Origin of the sequence: Streptomyces sp. NPDC096136 (genome assembly GCF_044763325.1) — a bacterium.
Classification (GTDB): domain Bacteria; phylum Actinomycetota; class Actinomycetes; order Streptomycetales; family Streptomycetaceae; genus Streptomyces.
Window position 1 is genome coordinate 1 of record NZ_JBIWFZ010000042.1, and the last position, 19,502, is coordinate 19,502.

15 protein-coding genes are annotated in these 19,502 nt (G+C 73.6%); 7 read left to right on the forward strand and 8 right to left on the reverse strand.

Annotated elements, in window-relative coordinates:
- Positions 1 to 122: 122 nt before the first annotated feature.
- Genes ACIRBY_RS38310 through ACIRBY_RS38335 form a run of 6 tightly spaced genes read right to left on the reverse strand, consistent with a single transcriptional unit; the run spans position 123 to position 6,706 of the window.
- Positions 123 to 719 carry a Uma2 family endonuclease gene (locus ACIRBY_RS38310; protein WP_403909962.1) on the reverse strand — a complete coding sequence of 199 codons (597 nt, stop codon included), beginning with the start codon at positions 717 to 719 and terminating at the stop codon, positions 123 to 125.
- A 42-nt stretch (positions 720 to 761) separates the two neighbouring features.
- Positions 762 to 2,072, reverse strand: a complete 1,311-nt coding sequence (locus ACIRBY_RS38315) for a DUF58 domain-containing protein (protein ID WP_403909965.1) — start codon at positions 2,070 to 2,072, stop codon at positions 762 to 764.
- Positions 2,072 to 3,034 (reverse strand): AAA family ATPase, encoded by a 963-nt coding sequence (locus ACIRBY_RS38320; RefSeq protein ID WP_403909968.1) that lies wholly within the window; start codon positions 3,032 to 3,034, stop codon positions 2,072 to 2,074. Before ACIRBY_RS38320 ends, ACIRBY_RS38315 begins: the two co-directional genes overlap by 1 nt.
- On the reverse strand, positions 3,031 to 4,794 hold the full coding sequence (locus tag ACIRBY_RS38325; RefSeq protein ID WP_403909971.1) for a DUF4350 domain-containing protein: 1,764 nt from the start codon (positions 4,792 to 4,794) through the stop codon (positions 3,031 to 3,033). The genes ACIRBY_RS38320 and ACIRBY_RS38325 overlap by 4 nt, the downstream gene beginning before the upstream one ends.
- Positions 4,791 to 5,453 carry a DUF4129 domain-containing protein gene (locus ACIRBY_RS38330; protein ID WP_403909974.1) on the reverse strand — a complete coding sequence of 221 codons (663 nt, stop codon included), beginning with the start codon at positions 5,451 to 5,453 and terminating at the stop codon, positions 4,791 to 4,793. Before ACIRBY_RS38330 ends, ACIRBY_RS38325 begins: the two co-directional genes overlap by 4 nt.
- A gap of 8 nt (positions 5,454 to 5,461) precedes the next feature.
- Entirely contained in the window at positions 5,462 to 6,706 is a 1,245-nt protein-coding gene (locus ACIRBY_RS38335) for a hypothetical protein (RefSeq protein WP_403909977.1), read from the reverse strand.
- 238 nt (positions 6,707 to 6,944) lie between these two features.
- On the opposite strand from ACIRBY_RS38335, the gene mtrA reads away from it, so the two are divergent.
- The 6 genes from mtrA to ACIRBY_RS38365 all read left to right on the forward strand — a co-directional run bounded on the left by mtrA (position 6,945) and on the right by ACIRBY_RS38365 (position 14,284).
- Positions 6,945 to 7,634, forward strand: coding sequence for a two-component system response regulator MtrA (gene mtrA, locus ACIRBY_RS38340; RefSeq protein ID WP_189747360.1), 690 nt, complete (start codon positions 6,945 to 6,947; stop codon positions 7,632 to 7,634).
- Between the two features lies 1 nt (position 7,635).
- The gene (mtrB, locus tag ACIRBY_RS38345; protein ID WP_403909980.1) at positions 7,636 to 9,594 is read left to right on the forward strand and encodes an MtrAB system histidine kinase MtrB; all 1,959 of its coding nucleotides are present in this window, start codon (positions 7,636 to 7,638) and stop codon (positions 9,592 to 9,594) included.
- Positions 9,581 to 11,425 (forward strand): LpqB family beta-propeller domain-containing protein, encoded by a 1,845-nt coding sequence (locus ACIRBY_RS38350; RefSeq protein ID WP_403909983.1) that lies wholly within the window; start codon positions 9,581 to 9,583, stop codon positions 11,423 to 11,425. The genes mtrB and ACIRBY_RS38350 overlap by 14 nt, the downstream gene beginning before the upstream one ends.
- 75 nt (positions 11,426 to 11,500) lie before the next feature.
- Entirely contained in the window at positions 11,501 to 12,235 is a 735-nt protein-coding gene (locus ACIRBY_RS38355) for a ComF family protein (protein WP_403909986.1), read from the forward strand.
- A 397-nt stretch (positions 12,236 to 12,632) separates the two neighbouring features.
- Positions 12,633 to 13,331, forward strand: coding sequence for a ribosome hibernation-promoting factor, HPF/YfiA family (hpf, locus tag ACIRBY_RS38360; protein WP_366452278.1), 699 nt, complete (start codon positions 12,633 to 12,635; stop codon positions 13,329 to 13,331).
- Between the two features lie 188 nt (positions 13,332 to 13,519).
- A complete protein-coding gene (locus ACIRBY_RS38365) occupies positions 13,520 to 14,284 on the forward strand; it encodes a response regulator (protein WP_403909990.1) in 765 nt (254 codons plus the stop codon).
- 65 nt (positions 14,285 to 14,349) lie between these two features.
- On the opposite strand, the gene ACIRBY_RS38370 is transcribed toward ACIRBY_RS38365, so the two are convergent.
- Together ACIRBY_RS38370 and ACIRBY_RS38375 are read right to left on the reverse strand one after the other, a co-directional pair.
- Entirely contained in the window at positions 14,350 to 15,525 is a 1,176-nt protein-coding gene (locus ACIRBY_RS38370; RefSeq protein ID WP_403909993.1) for a winged helix-turn-helix domain-containing protein, read from the reverse strand.
- A 66-nt stretch (positions 15,526 to 15,591) separates the two neighbouring features.
- Positions 15,592 to 16,185, reverse strand: a complete 594-nt coding sequence (locus tag ACIRBY_RS38375) for a GNAT family N-acetyltransferase (protein ID WP_403909996.1) — start codon at positions 16,183 to 16,185, stop codon at positions 15,592 to 15,594.
- A gap of 238 nt (positions 16,186 to 16,423) precedes the next feature.
- On the opposite strand from ACIRBY_RS38375, the gene secA reads away from it, so the two are divergent.
- Positions 16,424 to 19,225 carry a preprotein translocase subunit SecA gene (gene secA / locus ACIRBY_RS38380; RefSeq protein ID WP_403909999.1) on the forward strand — a complete coding sequence of 934 codons (2,802 nt, stop codon included), beginning with the start codon at positions 16,424 to 16,426 and terminating at the stop codon, positions 19,223 to 19,225.
- Positions 19,226 to 19,502 lie beyond the last annotated feature (277 nt).

The following is a 19,502-nucleotide window of genomic DNA, read 5'->3' on the forward strand; positions in this document are numbered from 1 at the left end:
GGGGGACCCTGTGGGAGAGTAGGACGCCGCCGAACAATCATTGTGGGAAAGCCCCGCACCTTCTGGTGCGGGGCTTTTCTGCGTTTACGGGCCGGAGGCCGGCGCCTGGCGGCCCTGGTGCCTCACCAGTCGGCGGGATAGCTCTTCAGGGTGCTCGTGTCGAGCGTCCAGCGGCCGGCCGTGACCGTGTCGCCGAAGGCGTAGGGAACCTTCCTGCGGTACCGGAAGCCGTCCGGACCGTCGGACGGGTCGCTGTGCACCGTCACGGTCTTCTTGTCCTTGCGGGGGTCCACGACCACGTAGAGGGGGACCCCCATCCGCGGATAGTCGTGGAGCTTGTCGCGGACGTCCGTCAGGGAGTTGGTACGGGAGACGACCTCCACCACCATCAGGACATCGCGGGAGTTCACGACCTTCGCGGTGTCATCGGTGTCCTCCTCCGCGATGACCATGAGGTCCGGGACCTTCATCAGACCGGTCACCGGATCACCCATGTTCGTGTCGTTGAGGGCCATCACCTCGGGGGTCTGGGCCTCGACCTGGCGGCGCAGCCTCACCACGTTCAGACCGTGGGGAGCCGTGGGGCTCATCATCGTGAGGAAGATCTGACCGTCGGTGGTCTGCACCTTCCACTGGTCTTCCTGGTGTTCGGCCAGCTCGGAGAGTCGTTCCGCGAACTCGTGCAGACGGCGCATCTGCTCCGGGGTGAGGTCGGCCATGGTGTCCTCCTGGTGGGTACCGACCAGCCTAGCGAGGGAGGGCTAGAGCCGGCCCGCTGCCTTGAGGGCCAGGTAGGTGTCCGCCAGGGCCGGGGCCAGGGTGTCCGGGGTGGCGTCGACGACGTGGACGCCGTGGCGGGAGAGCTGGTCGGCCGTACGGCGGCGCTGGGACTGGGTCTGGGTCGCCGCCGCCGCCTCGTAGACCGCGTCCACGGAGCCCCGGGAGGCGGCCATCGACGCGATGTGCGGGTCGGCCACCGAGGCCAGGACCACCGTGTGGCGCTGGGTGAGGCGCGGGAGGAGGGGGAGCAGGCCCTCTTCCACGGGGGCCGCGTCCAGGCTCGTCAGGAGGACCACCAGGGAGCGGCGCGGGGCGCTGCGGAGGACGGTGGAGACCAGGGTGCGGGAGTCCGTCTCGACCAGTTCCGGTTCGAGCCCGGCCATCGTGTTCACGAACGCCGGGAGGACGTCCGCGGCCGCGCGGCCCTGGACCAGGGCGCGGGTGCGGCGGTCGTGGGCCAGGAGGTCCACGCGGTCGCCGGCGCGGGTCGCGAGGGCGGCGAGGAGCAGGGCCGCGTCCATGGCGGAGTCCAGGCGGGGGGCGTCGCCGACGCGGCCGGCCGAGGTGCGGCCGGTGTCCAGGCAGACGAGGATGTGCCGGTCCCGTTCCGGACGCCAGGTGCGGACGGCCACCCCTTGCCGGCGGGCGGTGGCCCGCCAGTCGATCGAGCGGGTGTCGTCGCCGGGGACGTAGTCGCGCAGGCTGTCGAACTCGGTGCCCTCACCGCGCGTCAGGACGCTGGTGCGGCCGTCGAGTTCGCGCAGGCGCGCGAGGCGGGACGGGAGGTGCTTGCGGCTGGTGAACGGCGGCAGCACGCGGACCGTCCAGGGGACGGTGTGGGAGCCCTGGCGGGTGAGGAGGCCCAGGGGCCCGTACGAGCGGATCGTGACGCGGTCCGCACGCCGGTCGCCGCGCCGGGTGGGGCGCAGGCGGGTGGTGAGGCGGCGGCGTTCCCCGGCGGGGACGGTGACCTCGTGGCGGGAGGCGGCGCTTTCGGAGCCGGCCTGCCAGCTGCTGGGGGGCCAGGCGTCGCGGACGCGGGCGCGGAGCCGTCGGGTGCCGGGGTTGGTGAGGGTCAGGTGCACGTCGGCGCTCTCGCCGAGGCGGACCGAGGTGTCCCCCGAGCGGGCCAGCCGCAGGGTGCGGACGGGCGCGGCGAGGGCGTAGTCGACGGCGCAGGCCAGGCCGAGGGTGCCGTTGACGGCGAGGAGGCCCGTCCAGCTCGGTTCGAGGAGGCCGACGGGCAGGCTGCCGAGGGCCGCCAGGAGGGCGGCGCGTCCGGTGAGGGCCATCAGCGGGGGACGGGGACGTGGGTGAGGATCGCCGAGATGACGGAGTCGGCGGTGACGCCCTCCATCTCGGCCTCCGGCCGGAGCTGGACGCGGTGGCGCAGGGTCGGCAGGGCCAGGGCCTTCACGTCGTCGGGGGTGACGTAGTCGCGGCCGGTGAGCCAGGCCCAGGCGCGGGAGGTGGCCAGCAGGGCGGTCGCGCCGCGCGGGGAGACGCCGAGGGTGAGGGAGGGCGATTCGCGGGTGGCGCGGCAGATGTCGACGACGTAGCCGGTGATCTCGGGGGAGACCGTGACGTGGGTGATCGCCTCGCGGGCGGCTTCGAGTTCCTCGGCGCCGGCGACCGGGCGGACGCCCGCGGCGTGCAGGTCGCGCGGGTTGAAGCCGGCGGCGTGCCGGGTCAGTACGCCGATCTCGTCCTCGCGGGAGGGGAGGGGGACGTTGAGCTTGAGGAGGAAGCGGTCCAGCTGGGCTTCGGGGAGCGGGTAGGTGCCCTCGTACTCGACGGGGTTCATGGTGGCGGCGACGAGGAAGGGCTCGGGGAGCCTGCGGGGGGTGCCGTCGACGGTGACCTGGCGCTCCTCCATGGCCTCCAGGAGGGAGGACTGGGTCTTGGGGGGCGTGCGGTTGATCTCGTCGGCGAGGAGGAGGTTGGTGAAGACCGGGCCGTCCTGGAAGGAGAACGCGGCGGTGCGGGCGTCGTAGACCAGAGAGCCCGTCACGTCACTGGGCATCAGGTCGGGGGTGAACTGGACGCGCTTGGTGTCGAGTTCGAGGGAGGCGGCGAGGGCGCGGACCAGGAGGGTCTTGGCGACGCCGGGGACGCCTTCGAGGAGGACGTGGCCGCGGCACAGGAGTGCGACAACGAGACCGGTGACGGCGGAGTCCTGGCCGACCACGGCCTTTCCGATCTCGGTGCGGAGCGCTTCCAGGGAGGAGCGGGCGCTGTCCGTGGTGGCCGTCATGAGGTGCGGACCTCTCTTTCGAGGGCGTCGAGGTGGTCGGCGAGCGCGACGAGTGCCGCGTCGTCGGCGGGAGTGGGGCCGAAGAGAAGGGTGGTGACGTCGCGTCCGGTGTCGGTCAGGCGGGCGGAGACGGCGGCGGTCAGGGTCTCCGGGTCGTGGGCCCGTGCGGGCGGTACGCCGACCAGCGCGGCGAGGCGTTCGCGTGAGGCGGTGCGCAGCACGGTGGCGGCGCGGTCGCGGGCGGCGGCCCTGCGGTAGAGGCGGGCGCGGCCCTCGGTGGTCTCGGAGGCGCGGATGGCGACGGGCAGGTCCTCGGTGACGAGGGGGCCGAGGCGGCGGGCGCGCCAGAGGGCGGCGAGGGCGGCGGCCGCGAAGAGCTGGAGCAGGGCCCAGTACCAGCCGGACGGGACGAGGTCGAGGAGGGACTTCTCCTCGGCGGGGCCGTCGGCGGGCATGTCGGCGGGGGTGGGCAGGTACCAGACGACTTCGGGGCGGGAGCCGAGGAGTTGGAGGGCGAGGGAGGCGTTGCCCTCCTCGGTGAGGCGCCGGTTGAGGAGGATGCGTTCGGAGCCGAGGAGGACGGTGTCGCCGCCCCGGGTGGTGCTGGGCAGGACGAGGAGGGTGGGGTGGCCGTCGCTGGGGTAGCAGCCGGTGGCTCCCGGGAGGGTGGTGGTGTAGCGGAGGCCGTCGCCGGTGGCGGCGCGGCCGGCGGTGGTGGCGGTGGGCAGGGGGCAGCCGGGGTCGAGGTCGCGCTGGTGGGCGAAGCCCTTGGTGCGGGCGGCGGGGGCCAGTTCGGCGAGGGCGGTGCCGGTGGGGGCGACGAGGACGGTGCGGCCGCCGGAGAGGTCGATGGCGGAGCGGATGGCGCGGCGCTGGGGTGCGCCGAGGAGGTCGGGGTCGGCGACGAGGAGGGTGGTGCGGGGGCCTGCGGCCGCGGCGGCCTCGTCGGCGTTGGTGACCACGCGGGTGGTGACGCCGCGTTGCTTCAGGAGCTGCGCGAGGGCGCGGCTGCCGTCGCGGTCGGCGGAGCGGGGGTCGAGGCGGCCGTGGTGGTCGCCGGCCCGGAGTCCGGCGAGGGCGACGGCGGCGACGAGGAGCACCGCGAGCGCGAGCAGCAGCCCGCGGGCCCGTGCCCAGAGCTGGGCGGGGGTGAGCGCGGTGGAGGTGGCGGCGGCCCGCCCGCCACGGCCTCCGGCGGGGGTGTGGGTGGTGGTCCGCCGCTCGTCACCTCCGCGCTCGGGCACGGCGGCGGGGGCCCGTCCCGGGTGCACCGGGCCGGCGGCGTGCGGGCCGACCGGGGCCGGATGCGGGGCCGGGCCGGGCTCGGGGGTGCCGGGGGCGGGCGTGGCTCCGGCGGGGACCTGCGCGGGGGTGGCCGGGGCCGGGCGTAGGGCCGGGCCGGGCTCGGGGGCGGGCGCGGCTCCGGTGGGGGCCTGCGCGCCGGTGGGGGAAGGGCCCGGGACGGGGGTGGGGTCCGCGTCGCGTGGGGTGCGGGACGGCGTGCCGGGGGCGGGTGCGGCTTCGGTGGGGGCCTGCGCGCCGGTGGGTGCGGGGGCCTGCGCGGGCGCGGGGGCGGCCGGGCCGGCGGGGGAGGGGCCCGGCCGGGTGCCGGGGGCCTCGGCGGGCGCCGGGTGGGCCGGGCCGGGGGCTTCGGAGCCCGGGGCGGGGGCGTGGTCGTGGCCGCGCCGGGAGCGGGACGGCGTGCCGGGGTGGCGGCCGGGGGTGGGGTCGTTGTCGGGGGGCTGGGGGTGGCCGGTCATGGGGTGGGTTCCGTCAGGATCGGCCTGGTGCGCTCCAGGGTGAGGTCGAGGGTGCGCAGGCGGGCGTAGGTGTCGGGGTCGGCGGTGCGGCCGCCGTACGTGACGTCGTCGAAGGCGCGGGCGGCCGCGCGGAGGCCGTCGGCGTGGGCGGGAAGGGAGCGCGCGGCTTCCGCGGCGGCCTCGTCGGCGGTGCGGCCGGGGCGGGGGTCGAGGAGGGTGCGTTCCTCCAGGGAGCGGACGACGGCCCGCATGCGCTCGCGGACGGCGTCGTTCCAGCGGCCGGCGGCGGCGTGGGCGTCGGCGGCCGCGCGGTGGTCGGCGGCGCTGCGCGGGCCCTCGTCGAAGAGGGTGTCGGCGCCGCGGGCGGTGCGGCCGGGGGTGCCCAGCCGCCACCACAGGGCGGCGGCGGCCAGGACGACGACGAGGGCGATGGCGAGCAGGCCGAGGCCGCCGCCGGGGGTGGCCCCCGCGGCGCGGTCGAAGAACTCGCCCACCCACTCCCAGAAGCGGTCCAGGGCGCGCTGGAGGAGCCCCGGCTCGTCCTGGTGGTAGATGGGCTTGGCCAGCTCGCGTTCGGCCGCCTCGCGGGCGGCCTCGCGCCCGGTGGTGAGCGGTGGCGCGTCGCCGCCCGCGATGGTGATGAGTCCCCCCGTGCTCATGCGGCGCGTCAGCCTCCGGTGGGGGCCGTCGTGCTGGTGCTGCCGTAGCCCTCGACGCCGGCGGCGCGGGCGAGCTCCAGGTCGAGCGCCTCGCGGCGGATGCGCTGGTCGATGTAGAGGAGGGTGGTGACGCCCGTCTGCATCGGCATGGTGACCGTGGCGCCGACGACGGCGCCGATCCCGGTGATGATCAGGACGGACCATTCGCGGGTGGCGGAGCCGTCCAGGAAGGCGCTGAGGCCGCCGGGGGCCAGGACCATGGCGATGGCCGCGAAGGGCATGACGATCACCGTGGAGGTGATGGTCCGGATGACCCAGGTCAGCAGGCTGATGCCGCAGACGCGCCACCACGCGCCCTTGACCAGCTTGGCGGAGCGCCTGAGGGCGGCGACGGGCGTGCCGCGTTCCAGCATCAGCGCGGGCGGGGCCAGCGCGAAGGTCACGTAGAACCAGGCGAGGAGCACGAGCCCGACGGGTACGCCGAGGGCGGCCAGGGCGGCGCTGCCGAGCAGGATGCCGGGCAGGGCCGGGAGCAGGCCGGCGGCGAGGGAGCCCATGAGCAGCAGGCCGGTGAGGCCGAGCATGCGCCCGGTCAGCGGCCGTACGGCCTTCAGGGTGCTGCCGAGGGTGGAGGCCTGGCCGAGGACGGCGCGGCTGACGGTCGGGGCCAGCAGGGCGGTGACCAGGATCAGCCCGACGATCTCCAGGTAGTACTGGAAGCCGTAGAGGAGCCCGGCGTCGCCCAGGGCGCGGACGGCCTCGCCCGGGGTGGTGGGCTCGGTGGAGGGCGTCGGGAGGCTGTCCATGGTGAGGCGCTGGGCGACGAGCAGCGCGATCTGGGACAGGGCGGCGACGACCAGGCTGACGGAGAGCACGGAGCGCCAGTGGCCGCGCAGGATGCCGACGGCGCCGTCCAGTATCTCGCCGAGGCCGAGCGGGCGCAGCGGGATCACGCCGGGCTTGGCGGCGGGCGGCGGGCCGCCCCAGCCGCCGCCGGGGTTCCCGTAGGCGTACGGGGCGGCGGGGGGCTGCTGTCCGGGCGGGGCGGGGTACGTGCCCCAGCCGGCGTTCGGCTGCGGCTGCTGCTGCGGCGGGGTCTGGCCGGCGTCAGGGCTGCTCCACTGGCCGGGCGGCGGCTGGGCCGCGGACCACTTGGACGCGCCGGAGCCCTCGGCGGGCGGTCGCGGAGCGGCGTCGGGGCCCTGGCCGTCGGACGGGGATCCGGGCGCGGCCCAGCCCGGAGAGTCGTTCATCGTCGCTCCTTCACGTGCACCTGCCGTGGCGGGCGCGCTGGTCGGCTGTCATCGTGCCATGAGGGAGCCCCGTCGTGACCGGCCGTCCCCCCTCCGGATCCCGGTCCGCCCTTCCCTTCAATTGTCGCCCGGATCCGGGGCAGACTGTTCGTCCTGATCGCCACGCAGGTCCGAGGGGCGATTTCCAGCCCTTTTGGCTGTGGGACAGCTCACCGCCAGGTAACGATTAGCTAATGGGATGATGTCAACCATGAAGGGACGCGTCCTCGTCGTCGACGACGACACCGCGCTGGCCGAGATGCTCGGCATTGTGCTGCGTGGAGAAGGTTTTGAGCCGTCGTTCGTAGCGGACGGTGACAAGGCACTGGCTGCCTTCCGGGAGGCCAAGCCGGACCTGGTGCTGCTGGACCTCATGCTGCCCGGGAGGGACGGCATAGAGGTGTGCAGGCTGATCAGGGCGGAATCGGGCGTGCCCATTGTCATGCTCACCGCCAAGAGCGACACGGTGGACGTCGTGGTGGGCCTGGAGTCCGGCGCCGACGACTACATCGTCAAGCCGTTCAAGCCGAAGGAGCTGGTCGCCCGCATCCGGGCGCGCCTGCGCCGCTCGGAGGAGCCCGCGCCCGAGCAGCTCGCCATCGGTGACCTCGTCATCGACGTGGCCGGGCACTCGGTCAAGCGCGACGGCGCCTCCATCGCCCTGACCCCGCTCGAGTTCGACCTGCTGGTCGCCCTCGCGCGCAAGCCCTGGCAGGTCTTCACCCGCGAGGTGCTGCTGGAGCAGGTCTGGGGCTACCGGCACGCGGCGGACACCCGACTGGTGAACGTCCACGTGCAGCGACTGCGCTCCAAGGTCGAGAAGGACCCCGAGCGCCCCGAGATCGTCGTGACGGTGCGTGGTGTCGGCTACAAGGCCGGACCCAGCTGACGTGCAGCCCGGCAAGGCCCGGAGCGGTTCCCGCCGTGGAGCCCTGCGGGGCGGCCGGCTGCTCCAGGACGGAACACCCGGCGGCCCCCTGCTGCGGCTCTGCGTACGCCTCGTACGCCGGCCGCTGCTTCCGGCTGTCCGCATATGGCGGCGCAACATCCAGCTCCGGGTGGTCGCCGCGACCCTCCTGATGTCGCTCGCCGTCGTCCTCGCGCTCGGCTTCGTCGTCATCGCCCAGGTCAGCAAGGGCCTCCTCGACGCCAAGGAGGAGGCCGCGCTGAGCCAGGCCGCGGGAGGGTTCGCGGTCGCACAGGAGAAGGCCAACACCCCCTCCGCCTCCGACGGGGCCGACGCCACCGACAACAAGGTCGGACGCGACGCCAGCACCTGGATGAACTCGCTGGTCAAGCAGCTCGCCAGCGGCGGCCAGACCGCCTTCGAGGTGGCCGCGCTCGGCGCCGGCACCGGTGAGCAGGCCCCCACCAGCCAGGGCGTCAAGGGCGCCCGCGCCTCCGGCAACGTCGACCCGACCGCGAGCGTCCCCCTGGACCTGCGCAAGGCCGTCAACCACAACACCGGCACCTTCAAGACCTTCTCGCAGATCCGGTACACCGCCGGGACCGGCAAGCACCCCGAGCCCGCGCTGGTCGTCGGCAAGCGGCTCACCGACATCAACGGCGACCCGTACGACCTGTACTACCTCTTCCCGCTCACCCAGGAGGAGGAGTCCCTCAACCTGGTCAAGGTCACGATCGCCACCGCCGGCGTGTTCGTGGTCGTGCTGCTCGGCGCCATCGCCTGGCTCGTCGTACGCCAGGTCGTGACCCCCGTCCGGATGGCCGCAGGGATCGCCGAGCGGCTCTCCGCCGGCCGGCTCCAGGAGCGGATGAAGGTCACCGGCGAGGACGACATCGCCCGCCTGGGCGAGGCCTTCAACAAGATGGCCCAGAACCTCCAGAACAAGATCCGGCAGCTGGAGGAGCTGTCCCGGCTGCAGCGCCGCTTCGTCTCGGACGTCTCGCACGAGCTGCGCACCCCGCTGACGACCGTCCGCATGGCCGCCGACGTCATCCACGACGCCCGTGTCGACTTCGACCCGGTCACGGCGCGCTCGGCCGAGCTCCTCGCCGGACAGCTCGACCGGTTCGAGTCCCTGCTCGCCGACCTGCTGGAGATCAGCCGCTTCGACGCCGGCGCCGCCGACCTCCAGGCCGAGCCCATCGACCTGCGGGACGTCGTGCGCCGCGTCCTCGACGGCGCCGAACCGCTCGCCGAGCACAAGGGCACCCGCATCCGGGTCCTCGGCGACACCCAGCCCGTCATCGCCGAGGCCGACCCCCGGCGCGTCGAGCGGGTGCTGCGCAACCTCGTGGTCAACGCCGTCGAGCACGGCGAGGGCCGCGACGTCGTGGTCCGCCTGGCCTCGGCCGGCGGGGCCGTCGCCGTCGCCGTCCGCGACTACGGCGTCGGACTCAAGCCCGGCGAGGCCACCCGCGTCTTCAACCGCTTCTGGCGGGCCGACCCCGCGCGGGCGCGCACCACCGGCGGCACCGGCCTGGGCCTGTCCATCGCCGTCGAGGACGCCCGGCTGCACGGCGGCTGGCTCCAGGCCTGGGGCGAGCCCGGCGGCGGCTCCCAGTTCCGCCTCACCCTGCCCCGCACCGCCGACGAGCCGCTGCGCGGATCGCCGATCCCGCTGGAGCCCGAGGACTCCCGGGGCAACCGGGCCCGGGCCGCCGCCGAGGCCGCCGGACGCACCGCCGCCGCGGGCCCCGGCAGCCACCCCGACGGCCGCGCCGAGCGCGCCGACCGCGACCCGATACCGCCCCGGCCGGCGGTCACCACCGCCCTGCCGGTGCCCGCCGACCCGACGGCGCTGCCCGGCAACGGCGCCCGCGTCGTCGCCCGGCCCGCCGATCAGGGCCCAGCACAGGAGGATGGAAACGGTGCAGGACGCTGACCGCCGCGGGCAGGCACGGCCGGCCCCGCTGAGGAGCGCCCGCCCGCTCCTGGCCCTGGGGGCCGTCGGGCTGCTCGTGGCGGGCTGCGCCTCCATGCCCGACCGCGGCGAGATCCGGCGCGTGGAGGCCTCCCAGGGGGTCGACTCCCAGGTGCGGGTCTTCGGCGTGCCCCCGGCCGACAAGGCCAGCCCGGCCGAGATCGTCGACGGCTTCCTGGAGGCCATGACCGGCGACGACCCCCAGCTGGCCACCGCCCGCAAATATCTCACCGAGGACGCCGCCAAGAACTGGAAGCCCTCCTCGGCCGTCACCGTGCTCTCCTCCGGCCTCGACCGCGTCCCCGTCCAGGGCGAGAAGGACCCCGACGGGCCCCGCTGGAAGGTCACCGGCAAGAAGCTCGCCACCGTCGACGAGCGCAGCGCCTACCAGCCGGAGACCGGCGGCGGCCGCTACGAGGAGTACCTCCAGCTGGTCCAGGTCAACAAGCAGTGGCGGATCGCCACCCCGCCCAGCAGCCTGGTCCTCGGCGAGTCCGACTTCCAGCGCATCTACAAGCCCGTCAACAAGTACTACTTCGCGGGCAACACGCTCGTCGCCGACCCCGTGTACGTGCGCCAGCGCAGCGACCCCGAGTCGCGGATGGACCCCACCACCCTCACCGTGCAGTCGCTGCTCGCCGGCCCCTCCAAGTGGCTCGGCCCCGTCGCCTCCACCGCGTTCCCGACCGGCACCGAACTGCGCGCGGGCACCAAGTCCCTCGCGTACGACGGCCAGAACACCCTGCGCGTCCCGCTCAACGCGGCCGCGGAGAACGTCGCGCAGCCGCAGTGCCAGAAGATGGCCACCCAACTCCTCTACACCGTCCGGGACCTGACGGCCTCCCGGCTGGACCGGGTCGAGCTGCTGCGCTCCGACGGCAAGTCCTCGCTGTGCTGGGTGACCGGCTCGGCCGCGGCGGTCCTCGCCAACCGGCCGTCGTCGCCGCAGCACCAGTACTACGTGGACAAGGACGGCCGGCTCGTGCGGATGGTCCTCAACGCGGGCGCCGACGAGCAGCAGCAGGACAAGCCGGAGCCGGCCCCCGGGCCGCTGGCCACCGCCACCGGGTTCAAGGTGGGCTCGGCCGCCGTGACCTACGACGAGAAGCGCGCCGCGGTCGTCTCCGAGGACGGCCACGGGCTGTACGTCGTCACGATGACCACCGCCGGACCGATGCCGCAGCCGCTGCTGACCAGCAAGAGCGGCAAGCTCACCGCCCCCAGCTGGGACGCCCGCGGCGACCTGTGGATCTCCGACCTCGACCCGCAGGGCCAGGGCCTGTGGCGGGTGCCCGGCGGGACCGGGACCCCGCAGAAGGTGGACGTCGCCGGAATCGACGGGGCGAAGATCAGCGGGCTGAAGGCCTCCGCGGACGGCGTCCGCATCGCGCTGCTCGTCGAGCGGGACGGCGGCCGCAAGAACCTCTACATCGGACGGATCGAGCGCCCCGAGGGCAAGGGGGACCCTTCCAGGGTGTCGGTGCGCGAGCTGCGCCCGGCCGCTCCGCAGATGGCCGAGGTGACGGCGATGAGCTGGGCGCCGCGGGGCCGGCTGCTGGTGGTGGGCCGCGAGAGCGGCGGCGTCGACCAGGCCCGCTACATGCTGGCCGACGGGTCGATGGTCGCGGCCAGCCTGCCCGGGGCGACCGGACTGAGCGCGATCGCCGCCTCCGAGGACGAGGCGAAGCCGGTGGTGGCCTCCTCCACCGAGGACGGCATCGTGTGGCTCCCGCCGGGCGCGCAGTGGCGTACGGCGGCGGCCGGCGGCCGCGCGCCGGTGTACCCGGGCTGAGCCCCGGCGGCCCCGCGCCGCGGAGGGCCGTCCACAGGGGTCGCGCCCTGCCCGGACGCCGGGCAGGGTGGACCTGTGCGGGGGTGGTGGCAGGAGCTGGCCGGGCTGGTCCTGCCCTCGGACTGCGCGGGCTGCGGGGCGGCGCGCCCGCTGCTGTGCGGCGCCTGCCGCGGGGCCCTGGCCGGGGCGGGCGCGGGGCCGGTGCGCCCGGAGCCGCGGGACGGGGGCCCGGAGGGGCTGCCGCCGGTGTACGCGGCGGCCCGGTACGAGGGGCCGGTACGGGCGGTCGTCCTGGCCCACAAGGAGCGCGGGGCCCTTCCGCTGGCCGGCCCGCTCGGCGCCGCCCTCGCGGCGGCCGTGTCCGCGGCGGCCGCGTCCGCTCCCCGCACGGCGGGGGGAGGCGGGGCGGCGGGGGAGCTGGTACTGGTCCCGGTGCCGTCCGCGCGGCGGGCGGTGCGGGCGCGCGGGCACGACGCGGCGCGCCGGATCGCCCTGGCCGCGTCGCGGCGGCTGCGCGGGGCCGGTGAGCCCGCGCGCGTGGCGCCCGTACTGCGGCTGCGGCGGCAGGTCGCGGACCAGGCCGGGCTGGGGGCCCGGCAGCGGCAGCAGAACCTGGCAGGGGCCCTGGAGGTGTGTCCGGGCGGCACGCGGCTCGTGGAGGGGGCGCGGATCGTGGTGGTGGACGACGTGGTGACGACCGGGGCCACCCTCGCGGAGGCGGCCCGGGCGCTGCGCGCGGCGGGGCTGTGGGCGGACGCGGCGGCCGTGGTGGCGGCGCCGTCCGGATCGTTCACCCGGGCCCGATGCTAGAGCTCCGGTGGACTACTCGTACAGAGCAAAATTCTTGTGAATAGATTTGGAACCGCTAGGGAATGCGCATCGTTGCAGGTAGTAAGAGGGACCAACCACCTCGACGGAGGTAGGTTCCGGTAGCGGGTGCCGACAACCGGCATGGAGAGATATGTTCGGTTGTGAGGAACTGGCGATCCTTGGGCCCCCCGGTATCGGAGCGCCAGTCCGCCCGTTTTGGAATCTTCGTGTCAGAGGGGTGTCTCTCTACTCCGAAGTCGGTGGGATGTAGATCTTGCCGATGGGGGAGGAGGAGGTGAAAGTCGCCAAGTCCGAGGCTCCGGTGTTCACCGGAGCCTGGTGCGAAAGGGAGGCGCTTCGCCGCTCGCGGTGAAGGTCTCCGGGAACGGAGTTCTGCGTGGACATCGTCGTCAAGGGCCGCAAGACCGAGGTGCCCGAGCGGTTCCGCAAGCACGTGGCCGAGAAGCTGAATCCGGAGCGGATCCAGAAGCTCGACGCCAAGGTGATCAGCTTGGACGTCGAGGTGTCCAAGGAGCACAACCCGCGCCAGGCCGACCGTTCCGACCGCGTGGAGATCACCCTGCATTCGCGGGGCCCGGTGATCCGCGCCGAGGCCGCCGCCGCCGACCCGTACGCGGCCCTCGACCTGGCTCAGGACAAGCTGGAGGCCCGGCTGCGCAAGCAGCACGACAAGCGTTTCACCCGCCGCGGCAACGGACGGCTGTCGGCGGCCGAGGTCGCCGACCGCGTGCCGGGCGTCGCGACGCTCAACGGCAGCGGCCAGCCGGTCGGTGAGGAGATCGAGGACGGAATTCCGACCACCCGGATCGGATCGCTCGAAGTGCAGGGCGAAGGCCCGCTGATCGTCCGCGAGAAGACCCACCCTGCCCGGCCCATGTCGCTCGACCAGGCCCTTTACGAAATGGAACTGGTCGGCCACGACTTCTACCTGTTCGTCGACTCCGAGACCAAGATGCCGAGCGTCGTCTACCGGCGCCACGCCTACGACTACGGCGTCATCCACGTGGACCCCGACGGGGCGTCCAGCTCGGAGGAGCCGGCCGTCGGCGGTGCCGGCGGAGCGCTCGGAGGCTGATCACCGATCCGTCGCCCCTGCGGAAGCCACGGTGTTTCCGCAGGGGCACCTGTATGACTCGTATGAGCCAAAGGGATTCCGCCAGACCCGCGGGTGACCGCGCGGGCATGGAATCATGGCGGGCAGTCAACCGGCGGCCGCCCCCGCCGGGTTGGCCCAGCAGCCCGGTACATGCAGGGGGAGGAACGATGGCGGACAGCTTCGGGCCGGTGCGCGGTGACGACGGAGCCGGCTGTCGTGCGGTGGACGCGGCGGCGGCCGGCGACCGGGACGGGGCCGGGGAGCCCGCCGGGGAGCCCATCCGGGTGCTCGTGGTCGACGACCACGCCCTGTTCCGGCGCGGGCTGGAGATCGTCCTCGCGCAGGAGGAGGACATCCAGGTCGTCGGTGAGGCCGGGGACGGGGCGGAGGCCGTGGACAAGGCCGCCGACCTGCTTCCGGACATCGTGCTGATGGACGTCCGGATGCCGCGGCGCGGCGGGATCGAGGCCTGCACCTCGATCAAGGAGGTCGCCCCCTCCGCGAAGATCATCATGCTGACGATCAGCGACGAGGAGGCCGACCTCTACGACGCGATCAAGGCGGGTGCGACGGGCTACCTGCTCAAGGAGATCTCCACGGACGAGGTCGCCACCGCGATCCGCGCCGTGGCGGACGGGCAGTCGCAGATCAGCCCTTCGATGGCGTCGAAGCTGCTGACCGAGTTCAAGTCGATGATCCAGCGGACCGACGAGCGCAGGCTCGTTCCGGCGCCCCGGCTGACCGACCGGGAGCTGGAGGTGCTCAAGCTGGTGGCGACCGGGATGAACAACCGGGACATCGCCAAGCAGCTGTTCATCTCCGAGAACACGGTGAAGAACCACGTCCGCAACATCCTGGAGAAGCTCCAGCTGCACTCGCGGATGGAAGCCGTCGTCTACGCGATGCGCGAGAAGATCCTGGAGATCCGCTAGCCCCCGCCGGCCGGGCGGGGACCCGGGCGCTCCGGGCGGGGCCGGGACGGCCCCGGCGGGGCCGCTCAGTCCAGCAGGGCCAGCTCGGCGGTCACCGCGGCCGCCTCGGCGGCGTCCCGCGCCCGCTCCACGCGGACCGCGTCGCAGCCCACCCACTCCGCCGCCTCCCGCAGTGCCCGGGCCATCGCGCCGGCCGCCTTCGGGGTGGTCAGGGAGAGCTGCCGGGCCACCAGCGTGCGCCCCTCGCGGCCCGGGTCCACGCGGCCCTGGAGCCGGCCGCCGGCCAGCAGCGGCATCGCGAAGTACCCGTGTATCCGCTTCGGCTTGGGGACGTACGCCTCCAGGCGGTGGGTGAAGCCGAAGACCCGCTCGGTGCGGGGGCGGTCCCAGACGAGCGAGTCGAACGGGGACAGCAGGGTGGTCCGGTGGCGGCCGCGCGGTTCGGACGCCAGCGCCCCGGGATGGGCCCAGGCCGGTTTGCCCCAGCCCTCCACCTCCACGGGTACCAGCCCGGAGTCCGCGACCACCGCGTCGACCTCCTCGCCCTTGAGGCGGTGGTAGTCGGCGATGTCGGCGCGGGTACCCACGCCGAGGGACCGCCCGGCCAGCGCGACCAGGCGGCGCAGGCACTCGCGGTCGTCCAGGTCGTCGTGGAACAGGGCGTCGGGCACGGCCCGCTCGGCGAGGTCGTAGACGCGCTTCCAGCCGCGCCGCTCGGTGCAGACCACCTCGCCGGTGTCGAGCAGCCACTCCACCGCGATCTTGGTCTCGGACCACTCGAACCACTCGCCGCCGTTCTTGGCGCCGCCGAGCTCCGAGGAGGTCAGCGGGCCGTCGGCGCGCAGCCGGTCCAGGACGGCCCGCGTCGAGCGCTCCTTGTCCTGGAGGACGTGCCAGCGGTGGCCGCGGGCCCGCCGGGCGCGGCGCCGGAAGGAGAAGTGCGGCCACTCCTCGATGGGCAGGATGCAGGCCGCGTGCGACCAGTACTCGAAGGCGTGGGCGTCGGACCAGTACGCCTTCTCCACGGTGTCCCGGCCGACCGCGCCGAGCCGGGCGTACGGGATCAGCTCGTGCGACCGGGCCAGGACCGAGATGGTGTCCAGCTGGACGGCGCCCAGGTCCCGCAGCACCCCGCGCACGCCGGCCCTCCGGTCGGGCGCCCCGAGGAAGCCCTGCGCGCGCAGCGCGATCCGGCGGGCCTCGTCGGCGGACAGGGACACGGCGGCGGTGGCGGTGGTCATGCGCCGCAGCCTAAGGCCGGCCACTGACAACGCGGCCGCTCCCCGACCGCGTGCGACAGCCCCCGGCTAGGCGACGGTCCCGGCGGCCCGCGCCGGCGCCGGCAGGTACGGGAGCCGGGACGCCAGCCCCAGGTCGGCGGGGAGCAGGGAGCCGACCCAGCAGTCGCGCAGGGTGCCGCGGTGCTCCATGCCCGCGCGCAGGACGCCCTCGACCGTGAAGCCGGCCTTCTCGGCCACCGCGCGGGAGGCGGTGTTGCCGACGCCGGCGCGCCAGACCAGGCGGTCGCAGCCGAGCTCGGCGAAGGCCCAGCGGGCCAGGGCCAGCACGGCCTCGGTGGTGTAGCCGCGGCCGCGGTGGGCGGCGGTGGCCCAGAAGCCGATCTCGTACGCGAAGCCACCGCGCGGGTGCAGGCCCAGCGTCGCGACCAGGGGGCCCTCGGGGCCGAGCCGGGCGGCGAAGTTGTACTCCGTCCCGTCCTCCCAGCGGGCGGGCGCGTTCCGCGTGACGTACTCGACCGCGTCCTCCACCCCGTACGGCACGGGGACCGGGATCCAGCGCTGGATCTCCGGGTCCTGGCAGGCCGCGTGGGTCTCGGGGACGTCGGCGGGCACGTGCGGGCGCAGGACGAGGCGCTCCGTGGTCAGGGTGGTCGGTTCCATGACCGGATTATCCGGCCGGTGCCGGAGGCCGACGAACGGTTTTCGACGCAGATGAGGGGAGACCGGCACCTTCCGGGTCCCCCGTGCGTTCTCAATACGGGTGCCCGCTGCCCTGCGGCGATGGCGGACCTCCCGACGCGACCACGTCCTCGCTTACGATGGCCGTTGCGGTGGGGCCCACCTGCCGTGCCCGGCTACGTAAAGTGCCCAGGCCCGACCGGCAAGGAGACCAGCCTCAGTGTCCGTCCTCACCAAGCTCATGCGTGCAGGCGAAGGCAAGATCCTGCGCAAACTGCACCGCATCGCGGACCAGGTCAACTCCATCGAAGAGGACTTCGTCAACCTCTCCGACGCCGAGTTGCGGGCCCTCACGGACGAGTACAAGCAGCGCTACCAGGACGGCGAGAGCCTCGACGACCTGCTGCCCGAGGCCTTCGCGACCGTCCGCGAGGCCGCCAAGCGCGTCCTGGGCCAGCGGCACTACGACGTCCAGATCATGGGCGGCGCCGCGCTGCACCTCGGGTACGTCGCCGAGATGAAGACCGGTGAGGGCAAGACCCTCGTCGGCACGCTGCCCGCGTACCTGAACGCCCTGTCGGGCCTGGGCGTCCACCTGATCACGGTCAACGACTACCTCGCCGAGCGCGACTCCGAGCTGATGGGCCGGGTGCACAAGTTCCTCGGCCTGGAGGTCGGCTGCATCCTGGCGAACATGTCGCCCGCCCAGCGCCGCGAGCAGTACGGCTGCGACATCACGTACGGCACCAACAACGAGTTCGGCTTCGACTACCTGCGCGACAACATGGCGTGGTCGCAGGACGAGCTGGTCCAGCGCGGCCACAACTTCGCCGTGGTCGACGAGGTCGACTCCATCCTCGTCGACGAGGCCCGTACCCCGCTGATCATCTCCGGCCCGGCCGACCAGGCCACGAAGTGGTACGCCGACTTCGCCAAGCTGGTCACCCGCCTGACCAAGGGCGAGGCCGGCAACCCGCTCAAGGGCATCGAGGAGACCGGCGACTACGAGGTCGACGAGAAGAAGCGCACCGTCGGCATCCACGAGGCCGGCGTCGCCAAGGTCGAGGACTGGCTCGGCATCGACAACCTCTACGAGTCGGTGAACACCCCGCTCGTCGGCTACCTGAACAACGCCATCAAGGCGAAGGAACTGTTCAAGAAGGACAAGGACTACGTCGTCATCGACGGCGAAGTCATGATCGTCGACGAGCACACCGGCCGTATCCTCGCCGGCCGCCGCTACAACGAGGGCATGCACCAGGCGATCGAGGCGAAGGAAGGGGTGGACATCAAGGACGAGAACCAGACCCTCGCCACGATCACCCTCCAGAACTTCTTCCGCCTCTACACCAAGCTGTCCGGCATGACCGGTACGGCCATGACCGAGGCCGCCGAGTTCCACCAGATCTACAAGCTGGGCGTCGTCCCGATCCCGACGAACCGCGCGATGCAGCGCAAGGACCAGGCCGACCTCATCTACCGCACCGAGGTCGCCAAGTTCGCCGCCGTCGTCGACGACATCGCGGAGAAGCACGAGAAGGGCCAGCCGATCCTCGTCGGCACCACGTCGGTCGAGAAGTCCGAGTACCTCTCCCAGCAGCTCTCCAAGCGCGGCATCCCGCACGAGGTGCTCAACGCCAAGCAGCACGAGCGCGAGGCCGTGATCGTCGCCCAGGCCGGCCGCCGCGGCGCCGTCACGGTCGCCACGAACATGGCCGGCCGCGGTACCGACATCAAGCTCGGCGGCAACCCCGACGACCTCGCCGAGGCGGAGCTGCGCCAGCGCGGGCTCGACCCGGAGGAGCACATCGAGGAGTGGGCGCACGCCCTGCCCGACGCGCTCGCCAGGGCCGAGGCGGCCGTGAAGGCGGAGTTCGAGGAGGTCAAGGAGCTCGGCGGCCTGTACGTGCTGGGCACCGAGCGGCACGAGTCGCGCCGCATCGACAACCAGCTGCGCGGCCGCTCCGGCCGTCAGGGCGACCCGGGCGAGTCCCGCTTCTACCTGTCGCTGGGCGACGACCTGATGCGCCTGTTCAAGGCGCAGATGGTCGAGCGCGTCATGGCCATGGCCAACGTGCCGGACGACGTCCCGATCGAGAACAAGATGGTGACGCGCGCGATCGCGTCGGCCCAGTCGCAGGTCGAGACCCAGAACTTCGAGACCCGCAAGAACGTCCTGAAGTACGACGAGGTCCTCAACAGCCAGCGCGAGGTCATCTACGGCGAGCGCCGCCGCGTCCTGGAGGGCGAGGACCTGCACGAGCAGGTGCGCTTCTTCATGGACGACACCATCGACGCCTACATCGCCGCCGAGACGGTCGAGGGCTTCGCCGAGGAGTGGGACCTCGACCGGCTGTGGGGCGCCTTCAAGCAGCTCTACCCGATCAAGGTGACGGTGGAGGAGCTGGAGGAGGCCGCCGGCGACCGCGCGGGCATCACCGCCGAGTTCATCGCCGAGTCCGTCAAGGACGACATCTACGAGCAGTACGGGGCGCGCGAGACGGCCCTGGGCGCGGACGTCATGCGCGAGCTGGAGCGCCGCGTGGTCCTCTCGGTCCTCGACCGCAAGTGGCGCGAGCACCTCTACGAGATGGACTACCTCCAGGAGGGCATCGGCCTGCGCGCGATGGCCCAGAAGGACCCGCTGGTCGAGTACCAGCGCGAGGGCTTCGACATGTTCAACGCCATGATGGAGGGCATCAAGGAGGAGTCCGTCGGCTACCTGTTCAACCTGGAGGTCCAGGTCGAGCAGCAGGTCGAGGAGCTCCCGGTGCCGGCCGAGGCGGCCGCCCCGTCGCTGACGAAGGAGCCGGTGCCGTCGGCGCGCCCGGAGATCCGCGCCAAGGGCCTGGACGCCCCGCAGCGCCCGGACCGCCTGCACTTCTCCGCCCCGACGGTGGACGGCGAGGGCGGCGTGGTCGAGGGCGACTTCGACGACGCCAACGGCGGCGGCGACGGCCTGACCCGCGCGGAGCGCCGCAAGGCCCAGAAGGCCTCGGGCGGCCGCCGCCGCAAGAAGTAACCCGCAGTAACCCGCACGCGCACGCGCACGCGCACGCAGGCGCGCAGGCACGCGGGGAGACCCGTCGACCGGGCCCGGACCCCTTGGGGGTGTCCGGGCCCGGCCGTGTTTGGCGGGCCGGGACCGGGGGTGGGCGGGACGTGGGCGGGGCGGTCTCAGGGAGGGTTGGGGGGTTCCCGCCGGTCTCATCGTCCTTCCGTGTCGGGCCGGCCTGTCAAGGGCGCTCCTTCGTCGCGTCGCTGCGCGATGGCCTTCGGCCACCCTTGACAGGCCGTCC